The sequence below is a fragment of the Streptomyces sp. TLI_55 genome (assembly GCF_900206255.1).
In the GTDB taxonomy this organism is placed as follows: Bacteria; Actinomycetota; Actinomycetes; order Streptomycetales; family Streptomycetaceae; genus Streptomyces; species Streptomyces aquilus.
Map to the genome: position 1 here is coordinate 302,165 of NZ_OAOJ01000001.1, position 13,858 is coordinate 316,022.

At 68.7% G+C, this 13,858-nt stretch carries 8 protein-coding genes; 3 read left to right on the forward strand and 5 right to left on the reverse strand.

Features of this window, described 5'->3' with window-relative positions:
• Positions 1-2 precede the first annotated feature (2 nt).
• Genes CRP56_RS01550 through CRP56_RS01560 form a run of 3 tightly spaced genes read right to left on the reverse strand, consistent with a single transcriptional unit; the run spans position 3 to position 3,707 of the window.
• Entirely contained in the window at positions 3-1,046 is a 1,044-nt protein-coding gene (locus CRP56_RS01550; RefSeq protein ID WP_097259619.1) for an ABC transporter permease, read from the reverse strand.
• Positions 1,039-2,601, reverse strand: a complete 1,563-nt coding sequence (locus CRP56_RS01555) for a sugar ABC transporter ATP-binding protein (RefSeq protein ID WP_097259620.1) — start codon at positions 2,599-2,601, stop codon at positions 1,039-1,041. The genes CRP56_RS01550 and CRP56_RS01555 overlap by 8 nt, the downstream gene beginning before the upstream one ends.
• A 44-nt stretch (positions 2,602-2,645) precedes the next feature.
• Positions 2,646-3,707 carry a sugar ABC transporter substrate-binding protein gene (locus tag CRP56_RS01560; RefSeq protein ID WP_097259621.1) on the reverse strand — a complete coding sequence of 354 codons (1,062 nt, stop codon included), beginning with the start codon at positions 3,705-3,707 and terminating at the stop codon, positions 2,646-2,648.
• 454 nt (positions 3,708-4,161) lie between these two features.
• Between CRP56_RS01560 and CRP56_RS01565 the strand changes: the two genes are divergently transcribed.
• Positions 4,162-6,393, forward strand: coding sequence for an alpha-L-fucosidase (locus CRP56_RS01565; RefSeq protein WP_097259622.1), 2,232 nt, complete (start codon positions 4,162-4,164; stop codon positions 6,391-6,393).
• Between the two features lie 172 nt (positions 6,394-6,565).
• Positions 6,566-9,025, forward strand: coding sequence for a SpoIIE family protein phosphatase (locus CRP56_RS01570; protein ID WP_097259623.1), 2,460 nt, complete (start codon positions 6,566-6,568; stop codon positions 9,023-9,025).
• 122 nt (positions 9,026-9,147) lie between these two features.
• Here CRP56_RS01570 and CRP56_RS01575 read toward each other — a convergent pair whose 3' ends face one another.
• Complete coding sequence (locus tag CRP56_RS01575; protein WP_097259624.1) at positions 9,148-10,584, reverse strand: endo-1,4-beta-xylanase; 1,437 nt, start codon at positions 10,582-10,584, stop codon at positions 9,148-9,150.
• Positions 10,585-11,190: 606 nt separating this feature from the next.
• On the opposite strand from CRP56_RS01575, the gene CRP56_RS01580 reads away from it, so the two are divergent.
• On the forward strand, positions 11,191-12,660 hold the full coding sequence (locus CRP56_RS01580; RefSeq protein WP_097259625.1) for a non-reducing end alpha-L-arabinofuranosidase family hydrolase: 1,470 nt from the start codon (positions 11,191-11,193) through the stop codon (positions 12,658-12,660).
• A gap of 106 nt (positions 12,661-12,766) precedes the next feature.
• On the opposite strand, the gene CRP56_RS01585 is transcribed toward CRP56_RS01580, so the two are convergent.
• A complete protein-coding gene (locus CRP56_RS01585) occupies positions 12,767-13,720 on the reverse strand; it encodes a LysR family transcriptional regulator (RefSeq protein ID WP_097259626.1) in 954 nt (317 codons plus the stop codon).
• Between the last annotated feature and the right edge of the window lie 138 nt (positions 13,721-13,858).

Here is a 13,858-nt window from a genome sequence, read left to right on the forward strand (position 1 = left end):
GGTCACTCCTGGACTTTGCCGCCGGTGATGCGGGAGATGGCGAGGGCGACGAGGATGATCAGGCCGTTGAGGGCGCCGATCCACTGGGCGGGGACGCCGCCCAGGGTCAGCACGTTCTGGATCATGAAGAGCAGCAGGATGCCGCAGAACGCGCCGAACATGGTGCCTTTGCCGCCGTTGAGGCTGATCCCGCCGATGACGGCGGCGGCGAAGACGGTGAAGATGTAGCCGTTGCCCTGCGCCGAGGCGACGGAGGCCAGCCGGCCGGAGAGCAGCAGTCCGGCGAGGGCGGCGAGCACGCTGCCGGTGACGATGACGATCCACAGCACCCGGTCGGTGCGGATGCCGGCGGCCTTGGCCGCGTCGACGTTGCCGCCGATGGCGTACAGCGAGCGTCCGAAGCTCGTCCAGCCGAGGACGACGATCGCGACGGCGAACAGCGCCAGGCAGATCCAGATCGAGGCGGGCATGCCGAGCCACTGTGTGGTGCCGAGGTAGAGCATCGACTCCGGCAGCTGGAAGAAGGTCTGGCCGCCGGAGATGCCGGTGAGGACGCCGCGCACGACGATCAGCATGCCGAGGGTGACGATGAACCCGTTGAGGCCGAAGCGGATGATGAGCAGGGCGTTGATCACACCGATGAGCGCTCCCACGGCGAGGGTGATGGGAATGGCCAATGCGCCGGGGAGCAGTCCGAGGCCGTGGGTCGCGCCGGTCGGCACCACCAGCCAGGCCGCGACACCGGGCGCGAGGCCCATGGTGGACTCCAGCGACAGGTCCATCTTCCCGACGATCAGGACCATGGTCTGGGCGAGGACCAGAAGGGCGATCTCGGACATGGTCTGCAGGACGTTGATGAGATTGTCGGTCTGGAGGAAGACGGGGTTGACGATCTGTCCGACGACGGCGATGACGACGATGGCCGGGACGAGCGCGAGGTCGCGCAGCCGGGCCAGGGGTATCCGGCCGCCGAACAGTGCGGTGCGCTTCGGCCGCGGGGAGTCCGGGGCTTTGGCGGCGGTGTCCGCGAGGACGGTCTCAGGCATGCAGGTCCACTCCTTCCATCGCGGCCACGAGGTCGTGGTCGTGCCAGCCGCGGGCGATCTCTGAGGTCACTCGGCCCTGGAACATCACCAGGACCCGGTCGCACATGCGCAGGTCGTCGAGTTCGTCGGAGGCGATGAGCACTCCGGTGCCGGTTTCCGCGGTCTCCTCGACCTTGCCGAGGAGGAACTCCTTGGAGCGCACGTCCACGCCCGCGGTCGGGTTGATCAGGACCAGCAGCTTCGGGTCGTCGGCCAGGGCTCGGGCCATGACCACCTTCTGCTGGTTGCCGCCGGACAGGGCGGAGACGGGCAGGTCGGGCCCCGGCGTCTTGATCGCCAGCTTCTCGATCATGTTGCCGGCGAGCCGGTCCCGTCGGTCACGGCTGAGGAAGCCGTTCTTGCCCAGCTTCTTGGGCACCGACAAGGTGGCGTTGTCGGCGATCGACATGTCGGGGACGAAGCCCTGGTGGTGGCGGTCCTGCGGGACGAACCCGGCGCCCGCGGCGAGCGCCGCCGGCACGCTGCCGAGCCGGGGCCGGTTGCCGGCGATCTCCACCTCCCCCGCCGCGGGCGCCCGCAGTCCTACGACGGTCTCGGCGACCTCGGTCCGGCCGCTGCCCGCGGCGCCTGCGAGGCCGACGATCTCCCCGGCGCCCACCTGGAAGGTGACACCTTGGTAGGTCTCGCCCTCCAGGCCGCTGACGCCGAGGGCCGCCGTGGCACCGGCGTCCAGCGAACTGGCCCGTTCCTCGCGCCTGTCGGCCGCGGCCTCGCCGGTCATGGCGGCGACGAGTTCAGTACGGGGGAGCTCGGCGACCGGCGCGGTCACGATGTGCCGGGCGTCCCGGAACACGGTCACCATGTCGCAGATCTCGTAGACCTCCTGGAGGTGGTGACTGATGAACAGGAAGGTCACGCCCTGCCGTTGGAGGTCGCGGATGCGGTCGAAGAGCCGGTTGATGGCCGCGCCGTCGAGCTGGGCGGTCGGCTCGTCGAGGATGATGAACCGGGCGCCGAAGGACAGGGCCCGGGCGATCTCCACGAACTGCCGCTGCTCCACGCTGAGATCACCGGCCGGGGTCTGCGGATCCACGTCCACCGACCACGTCGACAGCAGCTCCTGTGCCCGCCGGCGCACCCCCTGCCAGCTGATCAGCGGGCCGCGGGCGCGATCGTGCCGGTTCAGGAAGAGGTTCTCGGCCACGGTCAGCGTGGGGATGATCGTCGACTTCTGGTAGACGCACGCCACCCGCCGGCGCCAGGCGTCGCGGTCGGCGAGCCGTGGAGCGGGGCTGCCGCCGAAGGTGACCGTTCCCTCGTCGGCGGCCTGGAGTCCGGTGAGGACGGACACCAGGGTCGACTTGCCGGCTCCGTTGCGGCCGACGAGCGCATGGGTCTCGCCGGGCCTGATGGTGATCCCGGCGCCGTTGAGGGCCACCGTCGGACCGTATCGCTTGACTATGCCCGCCGCTTCGACGACGGGCAGGCCCGCGTGGGCCTGGCCGTCGTCCGCCGGGGCGGGCGCGGGGGTGGCTGTTCGCTCCCCGTCACTCATCGCAACCGCCTTGTGTTGGATAGCCGTTGGGTTCAGAAGAGCTGTCAGCCGAGGTTGTTGCCCCACAGCGACTTGTCGTCGCTCTTCACGCTGGACACCCCGCCGTAGGTGCCGCCGTCGGCGGTGACCAGCGGCGCGGACAGCTGGTCCTCCAGCACACCCTCACGGACCTGGATGATCGTGCTGTCGTGGTCGGTCTTGCCGGGCTTGAACGACTTCCCGTCGATCGCGGCCTTCAGGTAGTACAGCGCGTACTTGGCGTAGAGGTCGGCCGGCTGCGAGACGGTGGCGTCGATCTTGCCGGCGGCGATGTCCTTGAGCTCCTCGGGGATGCCGTCGTTGGAGACGACGAAGACGTGCTTCTTGTCCTTGGGGTCGACCAACAGGCCCTTCTGCTTGAGGACCTGGAGCGTGCCGGACAGCGCGAAGCTGGACTGCATGTAGACGCCCTTGATGTCCGGGTGGGCGGTCAGGTCCGTCTGGAGCTTCTGCGCGGCGACGGCCCCGTCCCAGTTGGTGGCCTCACCGAACACCTTGATGCCCGGGTAGCTCTTCTTCATGCAGTCGTTGAACGCCTCGGTACGGTCACGGCCGTTGATGGAGTCCAGGCCGCCCTGGAGCATGACTACCTTGCCCTTGCCGCCCAGCTTGGTGCCGAGGTACTGGCACGCCTTCTCGCCGTAGGCGCGGTTGTCGGCGCGCACCACCATGAACACCTTGCCGGTGTCGGGGCGGGTGTCCACGGTGACGACCGGGATCTTCTTCGCCTCCAGCTGCGCCAGCGTCGGCGCGATGGCGGCGGTGTCCTGCGGGGCCATGGCGAGGCCCTTGACGCCTTGGCTGATGAACGTCTGTGCGTTGGCCGTCAGCTTGGCGACGTCGTTCTGCGAGTTGGTGGTCTTCAGGTCCAGCCCCAGCTCCTTGCCGTACTGGGGGGTGTACTTGATGTACGAGTTCCAGAAGTCGGTGTCGGAGCGCGGGTAGTCGACGCCGACCAGCGGCTTGTCGCTCGACGAGGACGAGGTGGAGCCGCTGCCGCACGCAGTGAGCAGTGCCAGTGCGGACAGGGTAGATACTGCGGAACAGAGGGCTGTCCTGAGTCTCATCGGTGCTTCCTCGCGCCGGTCCCGTAGCGGGAGATGTTTCGCCTCGACGACATTTGCGTATCGCCGTTCAGCAGAGATGGGATGTTTATAGGCCTGCCCCTGCCGCACTGTCCAGACCCTTGCGGCACTTCTTGGAGAAGTGCCAGCTCACTTCGCTCCACAAGGGCAAGTACAGGCCAGATCCATCCCATCAATCATCATCGCTGGCCAAGCGGATCCGGCCACGAGGAGCCTGGCAGACATGCCATGTTTAAGCCCTGGAGAATCACAGCGAAACCCTAAAAAAGGGTCAAAACCCCTGAAGCGTCAACGCTTTTCATCCCTGCACGCTGGTTGACATCCCCGGGAGACATGGCGGACCTTCGTCCGTAACAAGTGGCGCTCCGCGCACAGGAGTTACGCCCCCTTGTGTTCTCAGCACTCCCCTGCCCCCCTCTGCAACAGGGATGTCTCCATGCCGAGTTCGTTCAACAGACGCCACTTCCTGGCCGGCGCCACCGGTGTGGCCGCAGCGGCCGTCGCCGGAGGGATCTTCGGTTCCGGCACCGCCCAGGCGGCGCCCAGCACCTACACGCCCGACTGGAACTCAGTCGACCAGCACCCACCGGCTCCGGAGTGGTTCCAGGACGCGAAGTTCGGGATCTACTTCCACTGGGGAGTCTTCAGCGTCCCGGCCTACGACAACGAGTGGTACCCGCGCAACATGTACCAGTCGGGCAGCAACGCCAACCAGCACCACATCGCGACCTACGGCCAGCCCGCGGCGTGGCCGTACCACAACTTCATCAACGGCGCCCAGGACCTCGCGGGCAACTTCGTGAAGTTCGCGCCGAAGCTGAAGTCGGCCGGCGGCAAGTTCGACCCCGACGAGTGGGCGCAGCTCTTCGTCGACGCCGGCGCCAAGTTCGCCGGCCCGGTCGCCGAGCACCACGACGGCTTCTCCATGTGGAACAGCCAGGCCAACGAGTGGAACTCGGTGAACAAGGGCCCGGGCCTCGACCTGCTGGGGCTGTTCTCCACCGCCATCCGCGCCAAGAACCTCAAGCTGCTGGTGGCCATGCACCACGCGTACAACTTCACCGGCTTCTACCAGTACGCCCCCGCCCAGACGGACGCCAGCCTCAAGAAGCTCTACGGGCAGCTCGGCGCGACCGCGGAGAACCAACTCTGGTACGACAAGCTCAAGGAGGTCATCGACCGCGCCCAACCCGACATCCTGTGGCAGGACTTCAACCTGACCGCCGTCGACGAAGCGCAGCGCCTGAAGTTCCTGGCCTACTACTACAACCAGGCCAACAGCTGGGGCCGTGAGGTCGTCGCCACCTACAAGGACGGGTTCAACGGCAAGGGCGAGGTCTTCGACTACGAGCGCGGCGGCCCGGGCGACCTCACCACCCCGTACTGGCTGACCGACGACAGCATCTCCAGCAGCAGTTGGTGCTACACCCAGGGCATCGGCTACTACACCATCCCGCAGATGCTGCACTCGTTCATCGACCGGGTCAGCAAGAACGGCAACATGCTGCTGAACATCGCGCCCATGGCGGACGGCACCATCCCCCAGGCGCAGAAGGACATCCTGCTGGGCATCGGTGACCATCTGAAGCGCTTCGGCGAGTCGATCTACGCGACCCGCGCCTGGACCGAGTACGGCGAGGGTCCGACGAAGATGGGCGGCGGCTCGTTCACCACCCCGCACGCCGGCACCGCGCAGGACATCCGCTTCACCCGCAACAAGGCCGGCAACGTCCTGTACGCCACCGTCCTGGGCTGGCCCGGCAGCTCCCTGACGATCAAGACCCTTTCCTCGGACCGCATCAATCTCTCGTCGCTGTCCTCGGTGAAGCTCCTCGGCACCACGGCCGGCACCTACATCGACCTCCCCGCTCCGGCCCAGAGCTCCTCCGGCCTCACGGTCACCCTGCCGGCCTCGGCGCCCTACAGCGCTAACGCGTACGTCCTCAAGCTCACCTTCTCCGGCACGATCCCGGTGCTGCAGCCGCTCGGCGGAGCGGTCGCCTTCGCGGACGTCAACTACACCGGAACCGCTGCGGTGCTCCCCCTCGGCGACTACACCACGGCCGACCTCACCTCGGCCGGGCTGGGCGCGGGCAGCATCTCCTCCCTGCGGCCGGCACCCGGCTACCAGGTGATCGGCTACTCCGGGGACAACTTCAGCGGCACCGCCTGGACCTTCACCGCCGCGAACCCCGACCTGCGGGTCACCGGCAACAACGACCAGATCGCCTCCCTGCGGGTCCAGTTCAACCCGGCGACGTACTTCCGGCTCACCAACGCCACCAACGGGCTCGCCCTGGACAGCGGCGGCAACGTCGCCTCCGGATCCAACCTCAAGCAGTGGACCTGGGACGGCAGCAACAACCTGCAGTGGCGCGCGGAGGCGCTCGACGGCGGCTACTACCGGCTGGTCAACCGGACCAACGGCATGGTCGCGGACGGCTGGGGCGCCACCGCCAACGGCGATCCGGCCCGCCAGGCAGCCTGGAACGGCGGCAGCAACCAGCAGTGGAAGATCGTCGCCCGCGGCGGCAACCGCTACTCGATCGCCAACCGCACCACCGGCCTGGTCCTCGACGGCGGCGGCAACGTCGCCTCGGGCTCCGTCACCAAGCAGTGGACGTACGACGGCAGCAACAACCTGCTGTGGAGCTTCACCGCGCAGTGACCGGCAGCACCACGGTTACCGGGCGTCCCTGGGCTCGGCGGCTGCCGCCGAGCCCAGGGACGCCCTGTCCAGGCGCCCTGCGCCTGCCGCGCCGCCTCAGCGGATCTAGCCTGGAAGCAACCGCTGGAAGTGTGCCTCGGCAGGCACGGCCACCTGGACGGAGGTGTCGCTCGTGGACAGGGCCGGCGAGCACGATGCCCCCACTGCCGCCGTCGTGGTCGCCCCGGACGGCGCAGTGAGCGGCTGGAGCGAGGGCGGACGGCTCCTGCTGGGCTGGTCGGCGGAGGACATCGTCGGGCGTCCGGTGACCGATCTGCTGGCCGGTCCCGCACCCGCCGGGTTCCCCGAGAGCCATGAGAGCGCCCGAGCCCCCGCGGGGCCGATCCCCCTGCGCCATCGGGACGGCTCCACGGTGGATGCCGTGGTGACGGCTCAGCCCCTGTCCGGCACCGGCGGGCGGGGGCTCGGGCACGTGGTGACCGTCCAGCGCTGGGAAAGCCGCCCGGTGATCGCCGACCGAGCCTTCGAGCAGTGTCCGTTCGCTCTGGGTGTCTACGACCCTGAGCTGCGGTTTCTGTGGATCAACGCCTCCTCGGGCCGGGTGATCGCGCACTCCGAGGAGCAAGTGCTCGGCAAGAAGTACCGCGAGCTGTTTCCCGAGTTCGACCGCTCGCTGTTTCCCGAAAGGGACGACAAGCCCTACACCGACGCACTCGCCCAAGTGGCGAGGACGGGCGAGCCCACGCGCCTCATCACTGTCTTCCAGCCGCGCGGCGGTGACTACGCCAATGCCTGGGCCACGAGCATCTGGCCGGTCCGGGACACCGAAGGCACGGTCCGCGCGGTCGCCAACTGGGGCTTCGACATGAGCGCCGAGTACTGGGCTCGGCAACGTCTGCTCATCCTCAACAGCGCCAGCGGCGGCATCGGCCGGACACTCGACGTGATCGGCACGGCCCGAGAGCTGGCCATGACCCCGGTGCCGCGATTCGTCGACCTGGTCAGTGTGGATCTGTTCGAGGAGGTGCTGCGCGGAGAGGAACCACCCGCCGAGTCCGCAGGCCACCCGGACGAGGCGGTCGGACTCGTCCGCGCCGCCCAGCACAGCGCGAGGGACGGCACCGACCCGGCTGCCGGGCCCACGGAGCCGGTCACGCACCGCCCCGGTTCGGTCGCCGCCCGCTGCATGGCGATCGGCAGGTCCACGGTCGAGCTCGCTGCCGACCCCGGCCAGGGCGGCGAGTGGGCCTTCGGACCCGGTCTCGCCGCCGACCCCGCCCACTGGCCACCAGGCAACCCGGTGATCGACGAGTCTCTCGCCGCGGACGGGCTGACGGGCCGGATCACCGTGCCGCTCCGGGCCCGCGGCGCGCTGCTCGGCGTCGTCGTCTTCTCCCGCCTGGACCGGCCGGAGGCCTTCACCGCCGACGACCTGATCCTCGCCGAAGAGCTGGCCGCCAAGGCGGCCGTCGCCATCGACAACGCCCGCCGGTACTCGCGCGAGCGCGCGACCGCGCTGACCCTGCAACGCAGCCTGCTGCCGCAGGGACCGCCGAACCAGGAGGCGGTCGAGGTCGCCTCCCGCTACCTGCCCGGGGGCACCGGCACGGAGGTGGGCGGTGACTGGTTCGACGTCATTCCGCTGTCCGGCGCCCGGGTCGCCCTGGTCGTCGGCGACGTGGTCGGACACGGCCTGCACGCCGCGGCCAGCATGGGCCGACTGCGCACGGCCGTACGCACCCTCGCGGACGTCGACCTGCCACCGGACGAGCTGCTGACGCACCTGGACGACCTGGTCCTCCACCTCGCCAGCGATCTCCGGCCCGACCACCACTTCCAGCCGACCGGCGAGTCCGGGGCCACGTGCCTGTACACCGTCTACGACCCGGTCTCCCGGCGCTTCACCCTGGCCAGCGCCGGCCACCCTCTCCCGCTGGTCATCTCCCCGGACGGCACCAGGACCCCGGTGCCCGCCCAACCGGGGCCGCCGCTCGGCATCGGTGGTCTGCCGTTCGAGGCCACCGAGCTCGAACTGCCCGAGGGCAGCCTGCTCGCGCTCTTCACCGACGGACTGGTGGAGAGCCGCGAGCACGATGTCGACCAGCGGATCACCGACCTCCAGCACGCCCTCACCGACGCGACCGCCTCGTTGGAGCCGCTGTGCGACTCGGTGATGGACGCCATGCTCCCCGATCGCCGCACCGACGACGCCGCCCTGCTGCTCGTACGCACCCGCGCGCTGGCCCGTCATCACGTCGCCGACTGGTCGGTCGAGCCCGACACCGCGCAGGTGCCGCGCGTCCGGAAGCTCGCTGTCGACCAGGTGGACGCCTGGGGCCTGGAGGAGGCGGCGTTCGTCACCGAACTGGTCGTCAGCGAGCTGGTCACCAATGCCATCCGCTACGGCGAACCGCCGATCAGGCTGCGGCTGATCCGCGACACCGCCCTGATCTGCGAGGTCTCCGACGCCAGCAGCACCGCCCCGCACCTGCGCCGGGCCCGCGCCTTCGACGAGGGCGGCCGGGGCCTGCTGCTCGTCGCCCAGCTCACCCAGGGGTGGGGCACGCGGCACACCACCGAAGGCAAGACCATCTGGTGCGCCCAGACCCTCGCCCCACCCACACCGGAGTGACACCCGGGCAGGTGGGGAGGAAGGACATGGTCACACCTCTGTGACACACGTACTCGACACGTATGTCGCAGCGGCGAGGCCGGCCGGTGGGCAGCCGGCCGGCCTTTCACCTCAGGGGTTCATCAGGTGCGGGTCCAGCGCTGGTTGCTGCCGCCCGAGCAGGTGTACAGCTGGATCTGGGTGCCGTTTGCGGTGCCGTTCCCGACGGCGTCGAGGCAGAGACCGGACTGCACACCGACGATGGATCCGTCGGAGTTGAGGCGCCACTGCTGGTTGGCGCCGCCCCAGCAGCTGTAGATCTGGACCTTGGCGCCGTTTCCGGTGCCGGCGGCGTCCAGGCACTTGTTGCCGTAGACCCTGAGTTCACCGGCGCTGGTGGACGTCCACTGCTGGTTGGTGGCGTTGTTGCAGTCCCACAGCTGGACCTGGGTGCCGTCGGTCTGGCCGGCGTTGGGAACGTCCACGCAGCGGCCCGAGCCGACGCCCTTGATCTGTCCGCCGCCGCCCGACGGAGGAGGCGTGGTGGTGCCGCCGTTGAGCGCGTTGAGGACGGAGGTGTAGGCGGGCTTCTTGCTGCCGTCGCCGTTGAACAGCAGCGGCGTCTGCTCCGACCGCCATGAGTCGCTGTCCCGCACGCCCCAGACGGTGACGCCGAGGCAGCGCGAGACGGCCAGGCAGTCGTTCACCACGTTGGCGTACGTCGTGGGCGAGGCGCCCTGGATGTCGAGCTCGGTGACGGCCACGTCGACGCCGAGAGCGGCGAAACTCTGCAACGTGGTGCGGTAGTTGCTGTTGTACGGGCTGTCGTTGTTGAAGTGGGACTGGAAGCCGACGCAGTCGATCGGTACGCCGCGCTGCTTGAAGTCCTTGACCATGTTGTACACGGCCTGGGTCTTGGCCCAGGTCCAGTTGTCGGTGTTGTAGTCGTTGTAGCAGAGCTTGGCGGCGGGGTCGGCGGCGCGCGCGGTGCGGAAGGCGACCTCGATCCAGTCGTTGCCGGTGCGCTGCAGGTTGGAGTCGCGCCGGGCGCCCGAGTTGCCGTCGGCGAAGGCCTCGTTCACGACGTCCCACTGGGCGATCTTGCCCTTGTAGTGGGCCATCACGCCGTTGATGTGGTCGATCATCGCCTGGCGCAGGCTGCTGCCGCTGAGGCTCTGCATCCAGCCGGGCTGCTGGGAGTGCCAGGCCAGGGTGTGTCCGCGGACCTTCTTGCCGTTCTGCACGGCCCAGTTGTAGACGCGGTCACCGGCGGTGAAGTTGAACTGGCCCCGCTGCGGCTCGGTGGCGTCGATCTTCATCTCGTTCTCGGGCGTGACCATGTTGAACTCACGGTTCGCGATCGAGGTGTACGCCGAGTCGCCCAGCCTGCCCGAGGCGATGGCGGTGCCGAAGTAGCGGCCGCTCTGGGCCGCCGCTGCGCCGAGTGTGCTTTCGGCGGCGTGCGCGGGCGGCGGCGTCACCAGGGCGACCACCGCGCTGAGTCCGATGGCGAGCAGCGCCAGCGGCGCGCTGCGGGTCCTTGGGCGGTCTGCGGCTCTGGGAAGGGCGTTCAAGCCCATGGCTGTGCCTCCAAGATAGACATCACGGAATGGCTGAAGCGCAGGGGGAAGACCGGACACCGCGCGCTGTTGCGGCACGGGCACGGGGATACTTCAACGTTCCGCACGGCTCATGCAGTTCGGTATTGCGAACTCAGGTCGCCCCTAGGTGACGGATGATTGACGCATTGTCAGTGGATCGTCAATACGTTTCACCGAGAAAGTTTCCTTGGATTCTTCGAAACATTCGAACGAGCATCAGGCCGGATAGCAAACATCGGCGCGCGAGCGTGGGCTGATTCCGCACGGCCCAGGCTGTGTTGACCGCCCACGGGCGAAGGTGCCGTTTCACCTTCTCATGCCTGCTCAGACCCTTTGAACCGGTGCGCCGCAGCACGCCCCTTCCGAGCGCTCCCGGCCGGCGCGAGGCCTCGCTCCACCCCGAAGGGTCAGAGCTATTTGAAGACAGAACAGCGCGAGACCTTGACCGAAGGACCCCTCATTTCTATGTTGTGGCGTCGAAAGATCCGTGAACTCCTCGAAAGTTTCGGCGAGTTCTTCTTTTCGGCCGCACCGCTCCGCGGTCCGCCGACGCCACCACGCCCCGCCCCCGAAGGAGGCCCTCCGATGTGGTTGCGCCACCCGCACACCGTCCTGCTCAGACGCTTACTCGCCGTCCTCTCGCCGCTCCTGCTGGTGGCCACCTTCCTCGGCGCCCAGCCCGCCAGCGCGGCAACCGTTGATCCCAACGCCACGTACGTGCTGGTCAACCGCAACAGCGGCAAGGCGCTGGACGTCTACAACATGGCGACCAACGACGGCGCCCGGATCACCCAGTGGACCAGGAACGACCAGAGCCAGCAGCAGTGGCAGTTCGTCGCCTCCGGGGACGGCTACTACCGCATCAAGTCCCGCCTCTCGGGCAAGGTCCTGGACCTCTACAACTGGTCCACCGCGAACGGCGGTTCGATCGTCCAGTGGACCGACCTGAACGCCACCAACCAGCAATGGCGGCTGGCCGACAGCTCGGACGGCTACGTGCGGCTCATCTCGCGCCACACGAACAAGGCCCTCGAAGTGCAGGGCGCCTCCACCGCCGACAGCGCGAACATCGTCCAGTACGACGACTGGGGCGGCACCAACCAGCAGTGGCAGCTCGTGAAGGTCGGTGCCGACACCCCGAGCGCGTGCGATCTTCCGTCGACGTACCGCTGGTCGTCGACGGGCGCGCTGGCGCAGCCCAAGTCCGGGTGGGTCTCGCTCAAGGACTTCACCGTCGCCCCCTACAACGGCAAGCAGCTCGTCTACGCCACGACGCACGACACGGGGTCGAGTTGGGGTTCGATGAACTTCACCCCGTTCACCAACTGGTCGGACATGGCCTCGGCCGGCCAGAACGCGATGTCCAACGCCGCCGTCGCGCCCTCGCTCTTCTACTTCGCGCCGAAGAACATCTGGGTGCTCACCTACCAGTGGGGCGGGACCGCGTTCTCCTACCGGACGTCGACCGATCCCACCAACCCGAACGGCTGGTCGGCTCCACAGGCGCTGTTCACCGGAAGCATCTCCGGCTCGGGAACGGGGCCCATCGACCAGACGCTCATCGGTGACGGCCAGAACATGTACCTGTTCTTCGCCGGTGACAACGGCAAGATCTACCGGGCGAGCATGCCGATCGGGAACTTCCCGGGCAACTTCGGCTCGTCGTACACGACGGTCATGAGCGACACGGAGAAGAACCTGTTCGAGGCGCCGCAGGTGTACAAGCTCCAGGGCCAGAACCGCTACCTCATGATCGTCGAGGCTCGGGGTGCGAGCGAGCAGCGCTTCTTCCGCTCCTTCACCGCCACCAGCCTGAACGGCTCGTGGACCCCCCAGGCCGCGACCGAGAGCAACCCCTTCGCCGGCAAAGCCAACAGCGGCGCCACCTGGACCAACGACATCAGCCACGGCGAGCTGCTCCGCACCAGCGCCGACCAGACCATGACCGTCGACCCCTGCCACCTGCAACTGCTCTACCAGGGCCGCAGCCCCAACTCGGGCGGCGACTACGGCCTGCTGCCCTACCGTCCCGGGCTGCTGACCTTGCAGCGCTGACGGCATGACAAAGGACCGGCCCCCCTGAGCCGGTCGGACTGAGCGGGCTCGGTGAAAAGCCGAGCCCGCTCGTGTCCGTTCACAGCCGCAAGCCGGCTCGGTGCCGTCAGCCGCGGCGGACCGCCCCCAGCTGGGCCCGGTGCAGGTCCGGGGCGGTGAAGCGCTGGGCCACCGTGCGCAGGACGCGGGCCATTGCCTGGGCCGGTGGGGTGGCGGGGCGGGCCGCGGCGCGGGCGAGGAGGATGCGGCGGGTGGGGGCCGGGACGTCGGAGGCGAACGGCAGGAGGCGTACGTCGCTGCGCCGGCTGGTGAGGGCCAGGCGGGGGGCGAGCGCGATGCCGAGACCGGCGGCGACCATGGCCTGCGCCTCCTGGTAGTCGTGCGAGGAGTAGGCGATGCGCGGTTCGAACCCCGCCTGGCGGCAGCTGCGGCGCAGGACGTCGGCGACTGGGTGGTTGTCGGCGCGGATGATCCACTCCTGGTCGGCGAGGTCGCCCAACCGCACCGAGGGGCGGGTGCGCAGGGGTGAGTCGGCGGGGACGACCAGCACCGTGGGGTCGTCCAGCAGGTGGGTGAGGGCGAGCGCCGGATCGTCGAGGCGGTTCCACTCGTAGTCCCAGAGCAGCCCTTGGTCCACCTCACCGGTGTGCAGCATCTCCCTGAGCTCCGCGAGGACTCCGGCACGCACCTCGATGCGGATGCCGGCGTGACGCCGCCGGAAACGTGTGAGCGCCAGGGGCAGCAGGGACGCGCTCGCCGTGGGGAAGGAACCGAGGCGCAGGCTGCCCTGGTCGAGGGCGGTGAAGGAGTCCAGGTCGGCCTGGGCGGCACGTAGTTCACGGCGGATGGCCTGGCCGCGCTCGGCCAGCGCGGCGCCCGCCGGGGTGGGGCGGATACCACGGGGCAGCCGCTCGATCAGGGGCTGTCCGGCCTCCTGTTCCAACAGGGACATCTGCTGGGAGGCGGCGGAGGTCGTCATGCCGAGGGCCTCCGCGGCGGCCGTGAGCGACCCGCGTTCGGTGGCCTCGGTGAGCAGCAGCAGACGGCGCACGTTGAGCATGCCGCTGACTTTAGCTGAGCTAAACCCAGGTGAAGCGAACTGCGATTGTTCCGAAGTCACACCCTCTGCGAGGGTCTGCGCAATCGCCGAGCGGTTCACCGGCCCGCAATGCGCCCGTAACCACCGCCTCGGCCCTTC

Coding starts and splice junctions, on each gene's coding strand:
- CRP56_RS01555 (WP_097259620.1), bottom strand. CDS start 2,601: ATGAGTGACGGGGAGCGAACAGCCACCCCCGCGCCCGCCCCGGCGGAC.
- CRP56_RS01580 (WP_097259625.1), top strand. CDS start 11,191: ATGTGGTTGCGCCACCCGCACACCGTCCTGCTCAGACGCTTACTCGCC.
- CRP56_RS01565 (WP_097259622.1), top strand. CDS start 4,162: ATGCCGAGTTCGTTCAACAGACGCCACTTCCTGGCCGGCGCCACCGGT.
- CRP56_RS01585 (WP_097259626.1), bottom strand. CDS start 13,720: ATGCTCAACGTGCGCCGTCTGCTGCTGCTCACCGAGGCCACCGAACGC.
- CRP56_RS01550 (WP_097259619.1), bottom strand. CDS start 1,046: ATGCCTGAGACCGTCCTCGCGGACACCGCCGCCAAAGCCCCGGACTCC.
- CRP56_RS01575 (WP_097259624.1), bottom strand. CDS start 10,584: ATGGGCTTGAACGCCCTTCCCAGAGCCGCAGACCGCCCAAGGACCCGC.
- CRP56_RS01560 (WP_097259621.1), bottom strand. CDS start 3,707: ATGAGACTCAGGACAGCCCTCTGTTCCGCAGTATCTACCCTGTCCGCA.